Genomic DNA, 19,219 nt, shown 5'->3' with positions numbered 1-19,219 from the left:
CCTCACCACATGAACTGGCCGCCGTCGACGATCAGCTTCTGGCCCGTCAGGTAGCCGCTCTGCGGGCTGACCAGGAACTCCAGGGCGTCGGCGATGTCGTCGGTGGAACCGATGCGTCGTTGGGGGATCTCGGCCAGCACCGCGGCCAGCCGGTCGGGGTCGTCGAGCCGGAACCGGGTCCGCAGCTCTTCGGTGTCGGTCATGCCGGGGATCAGGCAGTTCACCCGCACGGCCGGGGCCAGCTCCAGCGCGAGGCACTTGGTGAGCTGGAGCAGCCCGGCCTTGCTGGCGCAGTAGTTGACGCCGTTGAGCCGGGGGCGGATGCCGGTCGTGGCGCCGACGTTGACCACGTTCCCGGAGCCGGCCGCGAGCATGGCCGGCGCCAGCGCCCTGGTCAGCCGGAACGGGCCGGACAGGTTGGTGCCGAGGACGGTGGACCAGTCCTCCTCCGTCATCTCCAGGAAGGGCCGGTCGACGTTGACGCCGGCGTTGTTCACCAGCACCTCGGGCGTGCCGTGCGCGGCGAGCAGCCGTTCGGCCCACGCGGTCACCGCCGCCGGGTCGGCGACGTCGACCCGGTCCGCGGCCACCCGGTCGCCGTGCTCGGCCACCAGTCGCGCCGCGGCGTCCGCGTCGCCCCGGTACAGCGCCACGACGCGGTACCCGAGCTTGACCAGGCGGGTGGTCAGGGTCAGGCCGATGCCCCTGGTGCCGCCGCTGACCACGGCGAGCCGGTCAGTCATCGAGGAACTCCTTGGTGTGCGCGACGAGGGTGGGCAGGTGGTCGGGTGCGAAGACGTCGAAGTGGCCGCAGTCCAGGCGCCTGGTCCGCAGGCGGGGCGCCAGCTCGGGCCACCGGGTGTCGGTGTTGTCGGGGCAGCGGACCAGCAGCGCCGGTCCGTCGTAGCGGGCGCGCACGCGGTGCCGGTCGACCGCCCGCAGGTGGGCGTCGGTGACGGCGGCGACGCGGTCCCGGTCGGCGGCGGTGGGCGCGAACCCGGCGGAGGCCACGACCCGCTCGCGCAGCCGGTCGTCCACCGGTTCCGGGTCGGCGGTGCTGTCCACCATGACCACGGCGGGCCGGGCGCCCCGCCCGGCGAACCTGGCGGCCAGCTCCCAGGCCAGCACGCCGCCCATGGACCAGCCGAACAGCAGGGCGGGCGGCTCGTCGACGAGGGCCGCGTAGCGGTCGACCATCGCGGTCAGGTCGTCGTCGGGCTCCTCGCCCGGCAGCAGGCCGGCGGCGCGGACCGCGCGCACCGGGCCGCGCGCGGCCAGTTCGGCGGCGATGCCGAGGTACGGTCCGATGCCGCCGCCCGCCGCGTGCAGCAGCAGGGTGGGCGCGCCGTCGCCCGCGGCCAGCTCCACCAGCAGGTCCGCTCCGCGCGCGGTGGTCATCGGCGCTCCCGGACCAGCTCGGCCAGCGCGGCCACGGTGGGGTCGCGGAAGAAGTCGAGGATCGGGACGCGCACGCCGTGCTCCTGCTCCACGCGGCTGAGCGCGACCAGCGCGTTGAGCGAGTGCGCGCCGAGCTCCAGCAGCGAGCGGTCGAGCGGGGGCGCGGGGTGGTCGAGCAGCTCCGCCCACAGGGCCTGGAGCCCCGCCTCCAGCGGGTCGTCGGTCGTGGTGCGCCCGGCCTCGTCCGCCCGCTGCTCGTCGACCAGCGCGTCCGCCTGCCGCAGCAGGGCGGCGCGGTCGACCTTGCCGTTGCCGGTCAGGGGCACCTCGGCGACGGTGAAGGTGCGCAGCGGCACCATGTACGGCGGCAGCGCGTCGGTCAGCCGGCGGCGGAGGGCCTCCAGGTCGGGTTCGTCGGCCTGGACGAACAGCACCAGGTGGCGGTCCGCGCCGTCGCCGCGCGCGACGGCCACCGCCCGGCGCACCCCGGGGTGCTGCTGGGCGACGACCTCGACCTCGCCGAGTTCGACGCGGTAGCCGCGGATCTTCACCTGGTGGTCGTCGCGGCCGAGGAAGACCAGCACGCCGTCGGCGTCCCACAGCACCTGGTCGCCGGTGCGGTAGCGGGTCGTGCCGCGCGGGTCGGGGACGAACCGCTCGGCGGTGCGCTCCGGTTCGTTGACGTAGCCGCGGGCCGGGCAGTCCCCGCCCAGCAGCAGCTCGCCGACGACGCCGCGCGGCGCGAGGTGGCCGGTGCGGTCGACCACCTGGGCGGTCACGCCGGTCAGCGGCACGCCGATCGGCACGTGCGAGGGCCAGTGCGAGTCCTCGGCGGACAGCCGGTGCGTGGTCACCGCGTGCGTCTCGGTCGGGCCGTAGAGGTTGACCAGCCGAACGCCGGGGTGCCGGGCGAAGAAGTCGCGCACCACGTCGTTGACGGTGAGCTGCTCGCCGGAGACGCACACGTATTTCAGGTGCTCGAACCGCAGCCCCTCGGCGGCCTGGACGAACGGTCGCAGCGCCGCCACGGGCAGGTAGACGTGGGTGACCGCGGTGTCGAGCACGCGCTGCACCACGGCCGGGACGTCCCGCCGGTCGGCGGGTTCTCGGGAGACCACCGTGCCGCCCGCGGCCAGCGTCGGCACGATCTCCTGGAAGGACACGTCGAACCCGAGCGGCGCGTACTGGAGGAACCGGGTGCCCTCGTCCATGTCGAGCGCGGCGAGCTGCCACGCGGTCAGGTTGACCAGCGGGCGGTTGTGCATCAGGACGCCCTTGGGGTTGCCGGTCGAGCCCGAGGTGAACATGACGTAGACACCGTCCTCTTCGGACGGTTCGCCGACGTCGTTCGCGGCGTCGCCTGCTTCACCCCCTGCCTCGCCGGCGGCGCGCAGCTCGGCCACGGGGTGCACCGGCACGCCCGGGTCTCCCCCGCCGACGGCGATCCGGCAGTCGGCCTTGCCGACCATGTGGGCCAGCCGCTCGGCGGGCAGCGCGAGGTCCAGCGGCAGGAACGTGGCGCGCAGCCGCAGCACGGCCAGCATCGCGACGACGGTGTCCACGAGGGTGGTCGTGGTCAGGCCGACGACCCGACCCGGCTCGACGCCGCGCCCGCGCAGCCCGGTAGCGACGGCGGCGACCTCGCGGGCCAGCTCGGCGTAGGTGAGGGCGCGGCCCTCCTCCTCGACCGCGACGGCGTCCGGTCGCCCGGCGGCGACGCGCGCCAGCCAGCCGTCCAGGTCGGCGCACGGCGGTTGCCCGTAGTACCCGTCCGCGCGGTGCGCCTCCTCCACCGAGGCGTCCTCGAACAGGTCGCGCAGCGGCGTCGAGGGGTCCGCGGCGGCCCGGTCCAGGGCGTGCAGCAGGGAGTCCGCGACGGCGGCGGCGATCGGCTCGGGCAGCAGCGCGACGTCGTGCTCCAGCTCCAGCAGCCAGCCGCCCGGGGTGGGGGTGACGCCGAGCCACAGGTCGAACTTCGCGGTGCCCGTGCCGTGCTCGCGCACGGAGCGCACGGCCGAGCCGGGCGGGGTGCCGGTCGAGTCCTGCATCGCGAGCATCGCGGAGAACAGCGGGTTGCGGTTGCCGCCGCGGTCCGGTGCGGCGTGCCGGACGACCCGGTTGAACGGCACGGTGACCGCGCGCCGCACGCCGTCGACCTCCCGGTCCACCGCGGTGCGCGCGTGCTCGGCGAAGCTCCGGTCCCAGTCCACGTCCACCACCAGGGGCAGCGTGTTGACGAAGAAGCCGCACAGGTCGTGGGAGCCGATGGTGCGCCGGGCCATCAGCGGGCTGCCGAAGACGGCCTGGTCGGCGCCGCCGTGCCGGGCGAGCACGGCCGAGTAGGCGGCGGAGAAGAAGGTGAAGGGCGTGACGCCGAGCGCGGTGATCGCGCGGTCCACCGCGGCGGAGCGCTCGGGCGACAGCGGCAGCTCGCGGCGCGCGCCGCGGAAGTCCGTGGTGGCGGGGCGGTTGGGCCGCGGGTAGAGCACGGTCGCGGTGGTCTCGCGCAGCCGCGCGCCGATCGCCTTCGCCTGCTCCTCGACGGAGTCCGCCGCGCCGGCCTTGACCTGGGCGTCGAGTTCCCGCAGCAGCGCCCGTTCGCGCGCCGGGCGCACCCCGTCCACGTCGAGGTCGCCGGCCAGCGCGGCGTCGAGGTCGCGGACCAGCGGTTGCAGCGAGTACCCGTCGAACACGGTGTGGTGCACCGAGATCAGCAGCACCGACTCGTCGCCCGCGGTGGCGCGCAGGTGCACGGCGCGCAGCAGCGGCGCCTCGCCGAGGTCGAAGCCCTCGGCGGCCAGTTCCGCCAGCTCCCGGCGGGTGCGCTCGGCGAAGTCGCGGTCCACCGGCACGTGCCGCAGCGGCGCCTCCCGCGGCGTGAACGGCTCTCGCAGCCAGGCGGCGGGCTCGGGCAGCTCGCGGAAGGCCAGGCGCAGCGCGGGTTGCGCGTTGAGCACCGCGGTGAGCGCGGCGCGCACGTCGGCGGCCGACCGGGTCGGGTCGAGCCGCAGCTCGACCAGCACGGTGTAGAGGTTCCCGACGGGGACCGAGCGGTGCACCACCAGCAGGCCGAGCTGCGACTCGGTCACCGGGGTGGAGCTGATCGTGGCGGTCACCGGGTCACCTGCCCGGCGACCCACGCCCGGAACTGGCCCAGCGTCTTGAGGTCGGCCAGTTCCGCGAGGTCGATCTCGCGGTCGCCGTCGGGCACGAGCGCGGCCACGACGCGCAGCGTCGTCAGCGAGTCGAGCCCGATCTCGGCCAATGTCGAGGCATCGGTGAAAGGAACGCGGACGAACCGCCGGATTGTGGCGTCAATGTCATCGACGAAAATGTGCACGGCAGGATCCATCGACCAAACTCCCAGGTGGCTGCTTGAACACCGGAGGCGATGAAGCCAGGATGCTGCCACCGGGCAGGCCCATCAAGCCCGGTTCGGGGGTGTCCATAGAAACAGCCGATGGTCGAATAGGAGCGGCCGGAATAAATTCCGAGAATGCGTTTATCGATCTTCGGGGAAAGTCCGGCGGTCGGCGCCGCCGACATCTCGAACGGTAAAGGGGCCCGGGGTGAGGGGGGCCGCGGTCGCGCCTGGGGGGTGCACGACCGCGGCCCGGGAAGAGCCTGCCCCGTGGGCGGGTCAGGCTCCGGTCTCGGAGTAGATGCGGTTCAGCACGGCCGGGGTGAAGGTGCGCAGGAACGGCACGATGAGCGCGAGGGTGGCCACGGCGAACACCGCGAAGGCGACCCGGAAGCCGAACCACTCGGCCAGCACTCCGACCAGGGCCGCGCCGACCGGCATCGCACCCCAGCTGAACAGCCTCAGGGCGGCGCTGAACCGGCCCATCATCTCCTGCTCCACGAGGAGCTGGGTGATCGTGCGCGAGTTCACCGTCCACAGCGTGCCGCCCAGGCCGCCGAAGAACGCCGCGGCGGCCACGGCCACGGCGTTGGTGGTCAGCACCGGGACGGCGACCATGGCCAGCGTGCCGATGATGTCGACGAACATGACCGTGCGGCGGCCGAGCAGGCGGTTGAGCGGGCCGACGGTCAGCGCGCCGACCAGGCCGCCGACGCCGAGCGCGCTGAGCACGAAGCCGTAGCCGCGGGCGTCGAGGCCCATGGTGGTCGTGGCGATCAGCGGCATCAGCGCGAGCCACGCGCCCCAGCACGCGCACAGCACGGTCAGGACCAGCGCCATCAGCCGCAGGACCTGGCTGTGCCACAGCACCTTCAGCCCTTCGGCGATGTCGCTGTGGACCGTCCTGCCGCCCCGGTCCTCCGCCCGAGCCACGCGGAACTTGCCCACCAGGAACACCAGCACGCCGATGCCGATGACGTAGGCCACCGCGGTGGAGCCCAGGGCCACCGACGCGCCCGCCGCCACCAGCAGGCCGCCCACGAAGGGGCCGCAGAACTCGTTGCAGACGGTTTCCGCGCCCGCCACCCACGTGTTGGCGCGTTCGCGACCGGCGGGGGCGACCGCGTCGGGCACGAGCGCGCCCGCCGACGTCAGCGCGATGACCTCGGCGACGCCCAGGATCAGGCCGCCCGCGTACAGCATGGGCAGGGTGGTGGTGTCCGAGGCCGCCGCGACCAGCAGGCAGGCGACCACCACCAGGCGCATCCCGTTGGCGACCCACAGCAGGCCGCGGCGGTCGACCCGGTCGACCAGCACGCCGACGTGCAGCGCCACCAGCAGCCACGGCAGCGTGAGCGTCAGCCCGACCGCCGAGATCTGGAGCGGCGAGCTGGTCAGGGCGGTCGCCATCAGCGGCAGGACGACCTTGGTCACGCCGTCGGCGAGGTTGGTGACGGCGGTGAAGGCGACGAGCACCGCGGTGTTGCGGCTGCTGGTCCGGTCGACGCCGGTGGGCACGTCAGTGGTCGTCATCCGCCCCCCCTAACCATCTATTGCGTTAGCCGGTCAGTTCTGGCTCCCGGGTTACCCTAGAGGAGTCCGGGGTAACCATCAACCGGGTTAGGTGGTGGGAAACATGATCGAACCGTCCCCGGCAGCGGATCTCACCAGGTCGTTCGCCAACACCGTCGACCTGGAGGACGAGACCGACGACCTGGCCGGCGCCGAATCGGCCGCGGCCTGGCTGCACGCCCGCGGCCTGGTGGACGAGCCCGTGCCGCTGACGGCCGGGGACCACCGCAGGCTGCTCGACCTGCGCGCCGGTGTCCGGTCCGCGCTCGGCCAGGTCCAGCCGGACGGGCTGGCCGCGGGCGAGGCCGTGCTCACGGGCCTGCCGGTGCTCGTCAGCCTCACCGCCGGCGGGCTGGTGCCCGCGCCGGGGCTGACCCCCGCCGACCGGGCCCTGGCGCGCCTGGCCATCTCCTGGTCCGAGCTCGTGACCACCGGCGAGTCGCAGCGGCTGAAGCGGTGCGCGGACGACGTGTGCGGCTGGGTCTTCTGGGACGTGTCGCGCAACCACAGCAGGCGCTGGTGCAAGATGCGCGTCTGCGGCAACCGCGCGAAGTCCCGGCGCTACTCGGCGCGGCAGCGGGAACTGCGCCTCCGGGAAGAGGTCGGCTGACCGGCGACCCGGGTCACGGCCACGTGCGGGCCAGGGCCGCGAACGTCCCCGGGTCGCTGTGCACGGGCACGACGCAGAGCAGGTGACCGCCCGGCGCGCGCAGCGTGTGGCACTCCAGCCACCGGGACACCGGCTCCGCGCCCAGGGCCGTCAGGCGGGCGACCTCCGCCGCCACGTCGTCGGTCTCGATGTCCACGTGGTAGCGGGGCGCGCCGTCGTCGATCGCCTGCACGTCGAGGACCAGGCCGGGCACCGCGCCGTCCAGGGCGGTGAACTGCTCCTCCCCCGCCACCGGGCGGGGTGCGACGCCCAGCGCGGAGGACCAGAACGCCGCCGCCGCGCCGGCCCGCGCGGCGGGCGCGTCGATGAAGATCCCGAACAGCCGACTCCGGTGCACGGTCGCCGACGCTACCGGTCCGGTCAACGCCTTACGCGGTGTCCACCAGGATCGGCGCCGCACCGCCGCGAGCCCACTCGGCCAGGCGCCGCCGGTCCACCAGGGTGATGCCGACCCGCGCCGCGACGTCCCGGGCCGGCCCGGTGAACGTCGACGTGGTGACGATCAGCGGGTGGTCCGCGCGGTGGTAGTACCGGGCGGTCCCGGAGAACCGCTGCACGGCCTCACTGCCGACCTTGTTGGTCGGCGCGTAACGCTTGCACTGCACCACGACCCGCCCGCCATCGGGCGCGACGGCCACCACGTCCGCCCCCGCGTCACCGGCGCCGCCGACGACCTCCACGTCCACGCACCCCGACCGGCGCAGCAACCGGGCGGTCCACTGCTCGAAGTCCGAGCCGCTCATGCCGTCGGTGGACTCGACGGCGCGGTCCAACTCGGCCTGGCGCACCGCCTCGGCGCGACGCCCGCGCAGCCGCAGCACCAGCACCACCGCCCCCGCGGTCAGGCCCGCACCGGCGATCACCGCGGACAGCACGGGGTGCGCCTGGACGAACCACCACACCAGCACCGCCACGACCACGGCGGCGGCCACCGCGACCCTCGGCAGCACCTTCTTGCGCTTGCGCCGTTTCGCCACCGTCCCCCCTCGTCCCCCGTTCAGCGTGCGTGGGGGCCGGACGGTGGCAACAGGTCTTGTCGGGTGAATCCGCGCCGAGCCGTCACCACCGGGGTGGCACGGTGCGGTTCCCGCCGGTCGGGGCTGTCACACCTGCCGGACGCGCAGCACACCGGTCAGCATCGGCAGGGTGAACCCGCCACCGGCGGTCTCCGGTCGACCGGCGAGGAAGGCGCGGATCCGCCCGAGCACGACCTCCCGCCCGGTCGTCCACGACGTTCCACAGACCGGCCAGCACACCACCGGGCGTCAACACCCTGGCGATCTCGGGACCGGCCACGGCCAGGTCGAACCAGTGCAGGGCGTTGCCCGCCAGCACGGCGTCGACGGACCCGTCCGGCAGCGGTATCGCCTCGGCGCTGCCCGGCAGGGCGCGCACAGCGGGCAACGCGCGCCGCAACCCGCCCAGCATCGCCGGGTCGGGCTCGACCGCGACGACGTCGGCGCCCAGCGCCACCAGCGTGCCGGTCAACTTGCCGGTACCGGCCCCCAGGTCCAGCACGCGCGGACCGGGCGCGGCCTCCAGCGCCCAGCGCACCGCCGCCGGCGCGTAGTCCGGGCGGTGCTCGGCACAGGCGTCCGCCGCCGCGCCGAACGAAGAGGCGTGGAGCAACCGCGCGTCTCGTTCCACGCGGTCACCCTAGTGGCCTCTCGGCCGCTGTTGCGTCGAGCACGGGCGGGCAACCGGGTGGACCGGGTCGGTCCCGGCGCGGTTCGACGACGACCGGTCGTGGAACGTCTCCGAGTTCTTCGTGGCGCGGTTGCCGTCGCCGAGGGGTGGCCAGCGAAGCCGCCCGACGCCTGCTCGCCCGGCATCCCGGGGTGTGGACGCTGTCCACCGACCACGACAACGGGCCGGCCGCGGCCCTGTGGCGGTCCGTCGTCGGCACGGTCGCCGCGGGGCCGGTCGTCGAGACCGACCGGCGTCCGCCGGAAGCGGGCGTTGCCGGCACACGCCTCCGGTTCCGCACTCGATCCTGACGACCAGCGGATTCGCAGGGCCGCCCCCGACGAACCCCGCGACAGGGCCGTGTCAGCGCCGTGACTGCCCGGCGTCAGGGCAGCGGCCGACCCTGATCACCGTGACCGAGATGCTCAAGGGCGTGTGGAGCTTCCTCGCAGGACGACTGGACGAGCTCCGTGAAGGGGGCAAATGATCATGGGCATCGCGGACCTCGCGTCGAAGGTGATCGGTGACAAGCGGCGCCGGCGGGCCTACAAGGCGCGCGTCCGGGAGCGGCAGCGGCTGGTCACCGCCGTCGAGCGCGCCTCCGGCGAGGACCGGGGGGCGTCCCGATGACCGCTCGACGGGCGCAGGCGGCGCACCAGGCCCCGGCGATCCGGGTGCGCGATCTGGAGAAGTCCTACAAGGACCTGCACGTGCTGCGCGGGGTGGACTTCGACGTGGAGCGGGGCAGCATCTTCGCCCTGCTCGGCTCCAACGGCGCGGGCAAGACCACGGTCGTGAAGATCCTGTCCACGCTGCTCAGGGCCGACGCGGGCACGGTCGGCGTCAACGGCTTCGACGCCGCGACGCAGGCCGCGGACGTGCGGCGGTCCATCAGCCTCACCGGCCAGTTCGCCGCCGTCGACGAGATCCTCAGCGGGCGCGAGAACCTCGTGCTGGTGGCCCGGTTGCGGCACCTGCGGAACCCGGGTGAGGTCGCGGACGGCCTCCTGGAGCGGTTCTCGTTGACCGACGCGGCAACGCGGAAGGTGGCGACGTACTCGGGCGGGATGCGCCGTCGGCTCGACATCGCGATGAGCCTGGTCGGGGACCCTCCGGTCATCTTCCTCGACGAGCCGACCACCGGGCTCGACCCCCAAGGTCGCATCGAGGTGTGGCAGGCCGTCAAGGAACTGGCCGCCCGGGGCACGACGGTGCTGCTCACCACGCAGTACCTGGACGAAGCCGAGCAGCTCGCCGACCGGATCGCGATCCTCCACGAGGGGCGGGTCATCGTGAACGGCACCCTGGCCGAGCTGAAGCGGCTGCTCCCGCCCGCCGAGGTCGAGTACGTCGAGAAGCAGCCGACCCTGGAGGACGTCTTCCTCTCGCTCGTCGGCGCCAAGGAGGGGGAACGATGACGACCGCGCACTTCTTCGGCGACACCGCCGCCCTGCTGGGGCGGTCCCTGCGCCACATCGCGCGCAGCCCGGACACCATCATCACGACCACGGTCATGCCCATCGGCATGATGCTGATGTTCGTCTACGTGTTCGGCGGCGCGATCGACACCGGCTCGGACTCGTACGTGCAGTACATGCTGCCCGGCATCCTGCTCATCACGATCGCCTCGGGCACCGCCTACACCGCGTTCCGGCTCTTCGGGGACCTCAAGAGCGGCATCTTCGAGCGGTTCCAGTCCATGCCGATCGCGCGGTCGGCCGTGCTGTGGGCGCACGTGGTGACCTCGCTGGTCGCCAACCTGGTCTCGCTCGTCGTGGTCGTGCTCGTCGCCCTGCTCATGGGCTTCCGCACGTCGGCCGGCGTGCCGGCGTGGCTCGGGGTCACCGGCGTCCTGGTGCTGTTCACCCTGGCGCTGACGTGGCTGGCCGTCATCCCCGGCCTCACCGCGAAGACGCCGGACGGCGCGAGCGCGTTCTCCTACCCGCTCATCTTCCTGCCGTTCCTCAGCTCGGCGTTCGTGCCCACCGACACCATGCCCGGCCCGGTGCGCGCCTTCGCCGAGCACCAGCCGGTGACCTCCATCGTCAACGCCGTCCGCGCCCTGTTCGCCGAGCAGCCGGTCGGGACGGACCTCTGGGTCGCCCTCGCCTGGTGCGTCGGCATCCTCGTCGCCGCCTACGTCCTGGCCACGGCCACCTACCGGCGCAAGACCTCCTAGCCGTCACCCCTGGAAGGGATCACAACGTGGACAGCACAGGAGTCGAGGACGGCTGGGGCAAGGTCGCCGACGCGTTCCGGGCGAACTTCGAGGGCGAACCCGGCGAGGTGGGCGCGGCGTGCAGCGTCTACGTGGACGGCCGTCCGGTCGTCGACCTGTGGGGCGGCCTCGCCGACCGCGAGGCGAACCGGCCCTGGACCGGGGACACCGTCGTCCAGGTCGCGTCGACGACCAAGGGCGCCACCGCGATCTGCGCCCACCTGCTGGCGCAGCGCGGCCGGCTGGACCTCGACGCCCCGGTGACCCGCTACTGGCCGGAGTTCGGGGCAGCGGGCAAGGAGGAGATCCCGGTGCGCCTGCTCCTGTCGCACCAGGCTGGTCTGCCCGTCGTGGACGGCCCGCTGACGTTCGAGCAGGCGTGCGCCTGGGACCCGGTGATCCGCGCGCTCGAAGCGCAGGAGCCGCTGTGGGAGCCGGGCGCCGGGCACAGCTACCACGCCGTCACCTACGGGTTCCTGGTCGGGGAGGTCGTGCGCCGGATCACGGGCAGGTCGCTCGGCGCGTTCTTCGCCGAGGAGGTCGCGGCGCCGCTCGGGCTGAGCGCCTGGATCGGCCTGCCCGAGGAGCACGAGCCGCGGGTGGCCGGGTTCGAGGACGCCGCCCCGTTCACCCTGGAGGAGCTGCTCGCCGGGATGATCGCGACGACCGGCCTCGACGCGGACACCGTCACCGCGTGGGTGCGGTCCATGTGGAGCCCGGACGCGGTCCAGATGCGGGCGGGCGTGCTCGGCGGGGCCCTGGACCCCGCGACCGGCTACTTCCGGACGCGGGAGTGGCGGGCGGCGGAGTTCCCGGCCGCGAACATGGTGGCCGACGCGCGATCGCTGGCCCGGATGTACGCGGCCACGGTGAGCGACGTCGACGGGGTGCGGCTGCTCGACCCGGCGACCGTCGAGGCGATGACCGCCGTCCAGACCGACCGGACCCGGATGTACGGGCTGCCGCCGGGCCTGGACGTCCCGGCCAACCGGTCCTTCAACATGTCACTGGGCTTCTGGCGGTCCTGCCCGCCGCTGCCGATGCTCGGACCGGGCTCGTTCGGCCACCCCGGCTCCGGCGGCTCCATCGCCTTCGGCGACCCGGACGCCCGCGTCGGCTTCGGTTACGTCACCAACCTCTGGAACTACCGGCCCGACGACCCCAGGGCGACGAACCTGGCGCGGGCCGTCCGGTCCTGCCTCGGCTGAGGACGAAAACGCGGGCGGCGCGGTGGGGACCGGGTCGGGGGACACCGGTCCCCACCGCGCCGACGGGTCGCGGTCCGCCCGGCGCGAGGTCGCGCGCCCCGGTCGTCCCGGCGGCCGGTCCGTCCCACCATCCGGTCGACAGGACTGGGCCGGGAACCGGATGGCGGGCGCGTCCGACCAGTGGGCAGGTGTTTCCCGTCTCCCTGCCAGAGGTGCTCCGTGTCCGCTCCTGTCCTCGACCACGAGCCACCGGGTGACGACGTCGCCCCGGTCCGGGTGTCGGTGGTGCCGCTGCTGCGCCGCCTGCACTTCTACGCAGGTGTCCTGGTAGGACCGTTCCTGGTGGTGGCGGCGCTGTCGGGCATGTTCTACGCGTTCGCGCCGCAGTTCGACGAGGTCTTCTACGGCGACCTGCTGGAGGTGTCCTCGGCCACGGGCGCGCCGCGCCCGCTCGCCGAGCAGGTCGCGGCGGCGCAGGCCGCCGTGCCGGACGGCGTGGTGACCGCCGTGCAGCTCTCGGACGACCCGACCGCCACCACGCGGGTGGTGCTCTCGCTGCCGAGCCTGGCCGCGGAGCACGCCCGGACGGTGTACGTCGACCCCTACACCGCGCAGGTCGACGGGCAGCTGACCACCTGGTTCGGGTCCACCCCGGTCACGGCGTGGCTGGACAACCTGCACGCGAACCTGCACCTCGGCGAGACGGGCGCGTTGTACTCCGAGCTGGCGGCTAGCTGGCTGTGGGTGGTCGCGCTGGGCGGGCTGGTGCTGTGGATCGCCCGGCAGCGCACGGCCCGCCGCCGCGCGAGGGCGCTGCCGGCGCCGGAAACCGGCGCGAAGGGCGTGCGCAAGACCCGGTCGTGGCACGCGAGCATCGGGGTGTGGGTGCTGCTCGGCGCGCTGTTCCTGTCAGTCACCGGCCTGACCTGGTCCAACCACGCCGGCGCGAACTTCGGTGCGGCGTTGGCGGCGTTGAACGCCGAGGCCCCCGCGCTGGACACCGGCCTGGGCGGCGCCACGGGCTCGACCGGCTCCGACGGGCACGGCGAACACGGCACCGGGTCGACGGGGACCGCGGTGGACCCGGCGACGTTCGACCGGGTGCTCGCCACCGCCCGCGGCGCGGGCCTGGACGGGCCGCTGGAGCTGGGCGCGCCGGCCGCGCCCGGCACCGCCTGGACCGCCGCGCAGACCGACAACACCTGGCCGGTCCGCCTGGACAAGGTCGCCGTCGACCCCGCGACCGCGACGGTGACCGCCCGCGCGGACTTCGCCGACCGGCCGCTGTTGGCGAAGCTGTCCACGCTGGGCATCCAGGCCCACATGGGCGTGCTGTTCGGCCTGGCCAACCAGGTCGCCCTGGTCCTGCTCACCGCGGGCATCCTGACCCTGGTCCTGCTCGGCTACCGCATGTGGTGGCAGCGCCGCCCCACGCGCGCCGACCGCCGCGCGCCGCTGGGCTCCCCGCCCAAGCGCGGCGCGTGGCAGCACCTCCCGCTGTGGTTCGTCATCCCCGCGCCGCTCGTGCTCATCGCCATCGGCTGGGCGATCCCGCTGCTGGGCCTGAGCCTGGCCGCGTTCCTCGTCCTCGACGGGCTCATCGCCCTGGCCCGCCGACGCGCCGCCGGGTGAACGGGTCCCGCGTCGTCCGCACGGCCTCGCTCGAAGGCGAGGCCGTGCGAACCGGCAACCGCCCCTGCCGTCAGCCCTCTCCCCGGGGGCCGGGGGCGCCGCGGTAGCTGATGGCGAGGTGGCCCAGGTCGTCGCGGCCGATGTGGGCGTCGACCTCGTAGACCTCGCGCAGCCGGTCCCCGGTCAGCACGTCGCCGGGTGGCCCGTCGGCGAGCAGCTCTCCCCCGCTGAGCAGGAGGAGCCGGTCGCAGTAGCGGGCGGCCAGGGCGAGGTCGTGCAGGGCGACCAGCACGGTCTGGTCGGTACCCGCCAGCAACGACATCAGCTCCAGCTGGTGGCGGATGTCGAGGTGGTTGGTGGGCTCGTCGAGCAGGACCGCCCACGGCCGCTGCGCGAAGGCGCGGGCGATGTGCGCGCGCTGCCGCTCCCCGCCGGAGAGGGTCTTCCAGTGCCGGTGCCGCAGGTGGGCGAGGTCGAGGTGGTCGAGGGCGGCGTCGACGATGGCGTGGTCGGCCGGTGTCAGGCCGCGCCACCGGTCGCGGAACGGGGTCCGGCCGAGCGCGACGACGTCGGCGACGCGCAGGTCGCTGTCGCTCTCGGCGGCCTGCTCCACGAAGGCGAGGCGGCGGGCGATCCTGCGGCTGTCCCAGCCCTTGACGTCCTCGCCGTCGTAGCGCACCGCGCCGGAGGTCGGGGCGCGCAGGCCGGCCAGGCAGCGCAGCAGCGAGGACTTGCCGGAGCCGTTGGGCCCGATCAGGCCCACGGTCTGGCCGGGTTCGACCTCGACCGTGAGGTCGCGGACGATGTCGCGACCGCCCACCCCCCAGGTCAGGTCCTCCGCCGCGATCCTCACCACTCGCCCCGCTTGCGCAGCGCCAGCAGGAACAGCGGGACGCCGACCAGGGCGGTGAACACGCCGACCGGCACCTCGCGCGGGGCGAACACGACCCGGGCGAGCGCGTCGGTCCACACCAGGAAGATCGCGCCGGCGAGCGCGCTGAAGGGCAGCAGCACCCGGTGCAGCGGACCGACCAGGAACCGGATGCCGTGCGGCACGATCAGGCCGACGAACGCGATGGCGCCCACCGACGCCACCACCACGGAGGTCAGCAGCGCGGTGGCGACCAGCAGCACGACCCTGGTCGTCCGCACCTCGATCCCGAGCGAGGCGGCGGTGTCGGTGCCGAAGGCGAAGGCGTCCAGCGCGGTCGAGTGCAGCCACAGCACCACGAGCCCCACCGCGCCGACCAGCGCCGTCACGACCAGGGAGTCCCAGCGCGAGGAGGCCATGGAGCCCAGCAGCCAGTGCATGATCGCGCGGGTGGTGTCGGCGTCGCTGGAGGCCATCAGGACCAGGAAGGTGATCGCCTCGAACAGCAGGCCGATGACGATGCCGGTGAGGACCACCCGGACCGACCCCAACCCGTTGCGGCCCAACAGGGCCAGCAGGAGGGCGAACGAGCCCAGGGCCCCGGCGAAGGCGCCGGCGGACACGCTCAGCGCTCCCCCGCCGACGGCCAGCACCACGACCAGCACCGCGCCGGTGGAGGCGCCGTGGGAGACGCCGAGCAGGTAGGGGTCGGCGAGCGCGTTGCGGGTCACCGCCTGCAACACCGCGCCGCAGATCGCCAGGGCCGCGCCGACGACCGCGGCCATCAGCACCCGCGGCACGCGCAGGTTCCACACCATCGAGTCCAGCAGCCGCGGCAGCGGTGCGACGTCGAGGCCGAGGTGCGCGCCGAACACCCGGCCCAGTTCGGTGAAGCCGATGCCACCGCTGCCGATCACCATGGCGCAGGCGAGCGACCCGACGAGCACCACCGCGCCCAGCGCGAACAGCGGCACGGGCGACGCCACCGGGCCGCGACGCGCCGCCGGGGTCGCGGCCGGGGGTGGCGGCGCGACCGGGGCGCCGGGGCGCAGCGCCGGGGGCAACCGGCGCGCGCCCGCCACCCGGCCGCCGGTGGCGCTACCGGACATGGCCCAGCTCGCGCATCCCCTTCGCGACCAGCCCGAGGGTGTCGACCGACCGCACCGACGGGTCCATCTCGATGCCGGGCACTTCGATGATCTTGTTGTCGCGCACGGCCGCCAGCTGCGACACCACCGGGTGCTCGCGCATCATGGAGACCTTCTCCGCGGCGCTGTCGCCGGGCGCGCCGCGCTCGGACAGGTCACCGACCACGATCACGTCCGGGTCGCGTTCGGCGATCCGCTCCCAGGACACCTCGGGCCAGTCCTCGGAGATGTCGTCGAAGGCGTTCTTCGCGCCCACCAGCCGGCTCATCTCGGCGGGCAGGCCGCTGCCACCGGCGACGTAGGGCGTGCCGTTGAACGTCGAGTACAGCCACAGCACGGTGGGTTCGCCGGACACGCCCTCCCCGGTCTTGGCGGCCTCGGCCACGGCGGCGCGCTGCTTCTCGACGAGCTCGCCGGCCCGGTCCTCGACCCGGAAGATCCGGCCCAGCGCCTCGTAATCGGAGAACAGCAGTTCGAAGGGCGTCCTGCCGGCCTCGTCGGCCTCCGGGCACGCCACGGCGCTGACGAACGAGGGCAGCCCCAGCTGGGCCAGCTCCTCACGGGTGCCGACCCGGTCGGCGGTGTACTGGGCCTTGAACGAGGCGGCGACGAAGTCGGGGTTGGCCGCCTGCAACTGCTCGCCGGTGAGCAGCTTCGGGTTGAGCACCGGCACCTTGGCGTAGTCCGCCGCGTACCGGGGCGCGACCTTGGTCTTGAGGTTCGCCGTGCCCACCACCCGGTCGACCAGCCCCAGCGCGAGCACGGTCTCGGTGGAGGACTGGTCGAGCGTGACGACCCGTTCCGGCGGGGCCTGGAACGACAGCTCCTGCCCGCACTTGGTCACCGTGACCGCCCCGGCCCCGGGCTCGGCGGGCGGCGCGGAGGGGTCCGCGCACCCGGTCAGGCCGAGCACCAGGACCATCAGACCGGCCAGGCCCGGCAGGACGCGCTGCGTCATCGGCATCTCCGCATCACTTGCTCGAACGGGAACCCCAAGGCAGTGTAAGTGACATTCAGTTTCATTAAGTAGGGATCAGGCGGGATGAGCGCGCGGATGTCACCGGGCCGCGTCGGTGCGCAGCGTCAGGATCCGCACCGCGCGGTCGCCGGTGTGCGGGTCGCGGCCGTGCCAGCAGCGGTAGTTGTCGACCGCGAGGATCTCGCCCTCCTCCAGGCGGACGCGGGGCAGGTCCGGTTCCAGCGCGTGCACGGCGCGCTGGAACCGGTCGAGCATCGCGGTGACGTGCTCGGCGGCGGGGTCGCGGTGCAGCGGGACGGCCCCGTCGGTGCGGCGGACGATGCGACGCCCGGTTCGGGTGTGCTCGACGTGGCGGCCCACGCGAGGGGTCGCGGGCAGCCCGCGCAGGCCCGCCCACTCGCCGTAGAGGTCGACGTCCACGCCGGTGAGGAAGTCGACGAGTTCGCGATCGGGGCACGTGTCGACGTAGCGGTAGGCGTCGAGGACGAACGAGTCGCCGCCGGTGGGGGCGGGGCGCGCGCACTGGACCAGCACGGCGTCCTCGTCCGGGTCCCGCCGCCGGGACGGCACCCCGCCGATGTCGACCACCTGGTCGAAGCTGTCGGCGTGCAGGTGCACCGGACCGCCGTCGCGGGACGCCCGCTCGCGGATCGGGAACAGCTGCCGCAGCCGGCCGCCGTACAGGTGCGCGGCCGCCACCGCCAGGGCGTCCGCGGTCACGGGCAGGCCCGTCAGGACCACCGCGCCGGTCTCGGCGAGCACCGCGCGGGCCTCGTCGGCGTCGTGGGCCCCTACCCGGGCGGGCAGGACACCGAGCTCACGACCGCTCATCGCCTGGCCTCTTCGACGGTGTGCCGGGAGAACTCCTTCGTGCTGGGCACCAGCGCGGCGACGGCCGGGGCCAGGAAGCACGCGGCCGCGCAGGTGCCCAGCACCGCGGTGACCCCGAACGCGTCGACGGCGGGCGCGATCAGCGCGAGGCCGATCGGGGCCAGCCCGTAGGACAGCAGGAAGTCCAGGGAGGAGACGCGGGCCAGCTTGTCGGGCTCGACCTCGCGCTGGGTGGCGGTGAACCAGGGCACGTTGAACAGCTGGATGCCCATCCCGGCGACCACGTAGGCGGCGACGATCACCAGCCAGTGCACCGGCAGCAGCAGCGCGAGCGGCGCGAACCCGTAGCAGGCCAGGGCGGCCAACGCGATCCACCCCTGCGCGGGGGGCTTCCAGCGGGCCATCAGCAGCGCGCCGACCAACCCGCCGACGGTGGCGGCGGTCAGCGCCGCGGCCAGCACCACCTCCGAGCCGTACCGGTCGCGGCTGATCAACGGCAGGATGACGCCGGTGGCGGAGTAACCCAGGGAGATCACCGCGGTCAGCGCGCCCAGCCCCGCGAGGAACCACGGGTGCCGCCGCGCCTCGCGCACCCCGTCGGCGAACTCGCGCACGAAGGACACCCGGGTCTTGCCGGCGGCCGCGAAGCGGCGTCCCCGCGGTGGCACCAGCGCGGCGCACAGCCAGATCACCCCGATGCCCACCAGCAGCGCCCTGGTGTCGAGCACGAGGGCCAGCAGCGTGGTCAGCGCCGGCGCGACCAGCGTGGTGACCCGCACGGCCATCGACATCGCCGCGTTGGCCGCCTGCCGCTGCTCGGCGTCGACGACCTCCGCGACCAGCGCCTGGTACGCCGGCCGGCACGCGCCCTGCCCCGCGCCCATGACCGCCGCCGCGGCGATCATCAGCGGCAGCGACCAGCCCAGGCCCAGCGCGAGCACCGGCGCGCCCGCCGCCGCCGCGAGCCCGGACCACAGCACCACGCCGCGCCGGGAGTGCCGGTCGGCCAGCACCCCGCCCACCGGGACCGCGGCCAGGAAGCCGACCGTGCGCGCGGCCAGCACGACACCGAGCTCGACCGCGCTCAGCTCCCGTTCCAGCACACCGAGGCCCAGCACGAACGGCAGCACCCAGGTGGCCAGGCCGGAGGCGGTGGCGCCCGTCCACAACCGGAGGAAGCCGGGATCCCGCAGGACCGACCGCGGTCGTCGACTCCCCTCGGCATCGGTCGACGTCGACGACGTGGTCATCCGAGACTCTCCCCCGTGTTCGATCCGTTACGCACCGAGCAACAACCACATATTGGCAATTGCGGGACGGGCACGCCAACTCCCCTGCCTCTCACACCACTCGTACGGTGCACGCCGGGTGAGACGACCTCCGGCGCTCCCGGCCTCGCCGCACCCGTCGGGAACCGGGTCGTGTTAGGTTCTGCGCGAGCCAGTCGTGCCCATGTGGCCAGGGAATCCGGTGTGAGTCCGGAACTGTCGCGCAGCGGTGGGGGTGACCGGCGGAACACGTGCCACTGGGCCTGACGGCCTGGGAAGGCGTTCCGCCGGGGTGAGCCCGAGTCCGAAGACCTGCTGGTTCGTTCGTCGACCGACCGGGCTCCGCGATCTGGGCCCCTGACGAGAGCGGGTCTCGC

At 74.0% G+C, this 19,219-nt stretch carries 19 protein-coding genes and 1 riboswitch; of the genes, 6 read left to right on the top strand and 13 right to left on the bottom strand.

The genetic code is table 11. The features are described from left to right. Positions 1-2: 2 nt before the first annotated feature. The 5 genes from ABD223_RS18280 to ABD223_RS18260 form a co-directional block, all read right to left on the bottom strand. Positions 3-743: an SDR family NAD(P)-dependent oxidoreductase gene (locus tag ABD223_RS18280; RefSeq protein ID WP_344037472.1), complete on the bottom strand. Its 741-nt coding sequence runs from the start codon at positions 741-743 to the stop codon at positions 3-5. Beyond that, complete coding sequence (locus ABD223_RS18275; protein WP_344037471.1) at positions 736-1,398, bottom strand: alpha/beta fold hydrolase; 663 nt, start codon at positions 1,396-1,398, stop codon at positions 736-738. The genes ABD223_RS18280 and ABD223_RS18275 overlap by 8 nt, the downstream gene beginning before the upstream one ends. Then, positions 1,395-4,514 (bottom strand): non-ribosomal peptide synthetase, encoded by a 3,120-nt coding sequence (locus tag ABD223_RS18270; protein WP_344037470.1) that lies wholly within the window; start codon positions 4,512-4,514, stop codon positions 1,395-1,397. Before ABD223_RS18270 ends, ABD223_RS18275 begins: the two co-directional genes overlap by 4 nt. Continuing rightward, a complete protein-coding gene (locus ABD223_RS18265) occupies positions 4,511-4,738 on the bottom strand; it encodes a phosphopantetheine-binding protein (protein WP_344037469.1) in 228 nt (75 codons plus the stop codon). Before ABD223_RS18265 ends, ABD223_RS18270 begins: the two co-directional genes overlap by 4 nt. Positions 4,739-5,038: 300 nt before the next feature. Beyond that, complete coding sequence (locus tag ABD223_RS18260) at positions 5,039-6,292, bottom strand: MFS transporter (protein WP_344037468.1); 1,254 nt, start codon at positions 6,290-6,292, stop codon at positions 5,039-5,041. 103 nt (positions 6,293-6,395) lie between these two features. Here ABD223_RS18260 and ABD223_RS18255 point away from each other — a divergent pair, with 103 nt between their 5' ends. After that, a complete protein-coding gene (locus tag ABD223_RS18255; RefSeq protein ID WP_344037467.1) occupies positions 6,396-6,941 on the top strand; it encodes a CGNR zinc finger domain-containing protein in 546 nt (181 codons plus the stop codon). 13 nt (positions 6,942-6,954) lie between these two features. Here the strand turns inward: ABD223_RS18255 and ABD223_RS18250 are convergent, their stop codons facing one another. From ABD223_RS18250 to ABD223_RS18240, 3 genes are all read right to left on the bottom strand, one after another. Next, positions 6,955-7,338: a VOC family protein gene (locus ABD223_RS18250; RefSeq protein WP_344037466.1), complete on the bottom strand. Its 384-nt coding sequence runs from the start codon at positions 7,336-7,338 to the stop codon at positions 6,955-6,957. Positions 7,339-7,369: 31 nt separating this feature from the next. After that, the gene (locus ABD223_RS18245; RefSeq protein ID WP_344037465.1) at positions 7,370-7,978 is read right to left on the bottom strand and encodes a restriction endonuclease; all 609 of its coding nucleotides are present in this window, start codon (positions 7,976-7,978) and stop codon (positions 7,370-7,372) included. A gap of 82 nt (positions 7,979-8,060) precedes the next feature. Next, complete coding sequence (locus ABD223_RS18240; RefSeq protein ID WP_344037464.1) at positions 8,061-8,648, bottom strand: class I SAM-dependent methyltransferase; 588 nt, start codon at positions 8,646-8,648, stop codon at positions 8,061-8,063. Positions 8,649-9,176: 528 nt separating this feature from the next. Here ABD223_RS18240 and ABD223_RS18235 point away from each other — a divergent pair. The 5 genes from ABD223_RS18235 to ABD223_RS18215 all read left to right on the top strand — a co-directional run bounded on the left by ABD223_RS18235 (position 9,177) and on the right by ABD223_RS18215 (position 13,745). Further along, a complete protein-coding gene (locus ABD223_RS18235; RefSeq protein WP_344037463.1) occupies positions 9,177-9,317 on the top strand; it encodes a hypothetical protein in 141 nt (46 codons plus the stop codon). Next, on the top strand, positions 9,314-10,105 hold the full coding sequence (locus ABD223_RS18230; protein WP_344037462.1) for an ABC transporter ATP-binding protein: 792 nt from the start codon (positions 9,314-9,316) through the stop codon (positions 10,103-10,105). The genes ABD223_RS18235 and ABD223_RS18230 overlap by 4 nt, the downstream gene beginning before the upstream one ends. Further along, positions 10,102-10,866, top strand: coding sequence for an ABC transporter permease (locus ABD223_RS18225; RefSeq protein ID WP_344037461.1), 765 nt, complete (start codon positions 10,102-10,104; stop codon positions 10,864-10,866). The genes ABD223_RS18230 and ABD223_RS18225 overlap by 4 nt, the downstream gene beginning before the upstream one ends. A gap of 26 nt (positions 10,867-10,892) precedes the next feature. Then, on the top strand, positions 10,893-12,113 hold the full coding sequence (locus ABD223_RS18220) for a serine hydrolase domain-containing protein (protein WP_344037460.1): 1,221 nt from the start codon (positions 10,893-10,895) through the stop codon (positions 12,111-12,113). Positions 12,114-12,332: 219 nt separating this feature from the next. Further along, complete coding sequence (locus ABD223_RS18215) at positions 12,333-13,745, top strand: PepSY-associated TM helix domain-containing protein (RefSeq protein WP_344037459.1); 1,413 nt, start codon at positions 12,333-12,335, stop codon at positions 13,743-13,745. 70 nt (positions 13,746-13,815) lie between these two features. On the opposite strand, the gene ABD223_RS18210 is transcribed toward ABD223_RS18215, so the two are convergent. The 5 genes from ABD223_RS18210 to ABD223_RS18190 form a co-directional block, all read right to left on the bottom strand. Then, positions 13,816-14,598 (bottom strand): ABC transporter ATP-binding protein, encoded by a 783-nt coding sequence (locus ABD223_RS18210; protein WP_344037458.1) that lies wholly within the window; start codon positions 14,596-14,598, stop codon positions 13,816-13,818. Further along, positions 14,595-15,725 (bottom strand): FecCD family ABC transporter permease, encoded by a 1,131-nt coding sequence (locus tag ABD223_RS18205; protein ID WP_344037457.1) that lies wholly within the window; start codon positions 15,723-15,725, stop codon positions 14,595-14,597. The genes ABD223_RS18210 and ABD223_RS18205 overlap by 4 nt, the downstream gene beginning before the upstream one ends. After that, a complete protein-coding gene (locus ABD223_RS18200) occupies positions 15,715-16,722 on the bottom strand; it encodes an ABC transporter substrate-binding protein (protein WP_344037456.1) in 1,008 nt (335 codons plus the stop codon). Before ABD223_RS18200 ends, ABD223_RS18205 begins: the two co-directional genes overlap by 11 nt. Before the next feature lie 99 nt (positions 16,723-16,821). Continuing rightward, positions 16,822-17,574: a TauD/TfdA family dioxygenase gene (locus tag ABD223_RS18195; RefSeq protein ID WP_344037455.1), complete on the bottom strand. Its 753-nt coding sequence runs from the start codon at positions 17,572-17,574 to the stop codon at positions 16,822-16,824. Further along, positions 17,571-18,824 carry an MFS transporter gene (locus ABD223_RS18190; RefSeq protein WP_344037454.1) on the bottom strand — a complete coding sequence of 418 codons (1,254 nt, stop codon included), beginning with the start codon at positions 18,822-18,824 and terminating at the stop codon, positions 17,571-17,573. Before ABD223_RS18190 ends, ABD223_RS18195 begins: the two co-directional genes overlap by 4 nt. 174 nt (positions 18,825-18,998) lie before the next feature. Further along, a riboswitch (cobalamin riboswitch) is annotated at positions 18,999-19,176 on the top strand. Positions 19,177-19,219 lie beyond the last annotated feature (43 nt).

Origin of the sequence: Saccharothrix xinjiangensis, assembly GCF_039527585.1 — a bacterium.
Lineage (GTDB): Bacteria > Actinomycetota > Actinomycetes > Mycobacteriales > Pseudonocardiaceae > Actinosynnema > Actinosynnema xinjiangensis.
The sequence above is the reverse complement of the archived record's forward strand: the minus strand, read 5'-3'. Positions and strand labels throughout refer to the sequence as shown.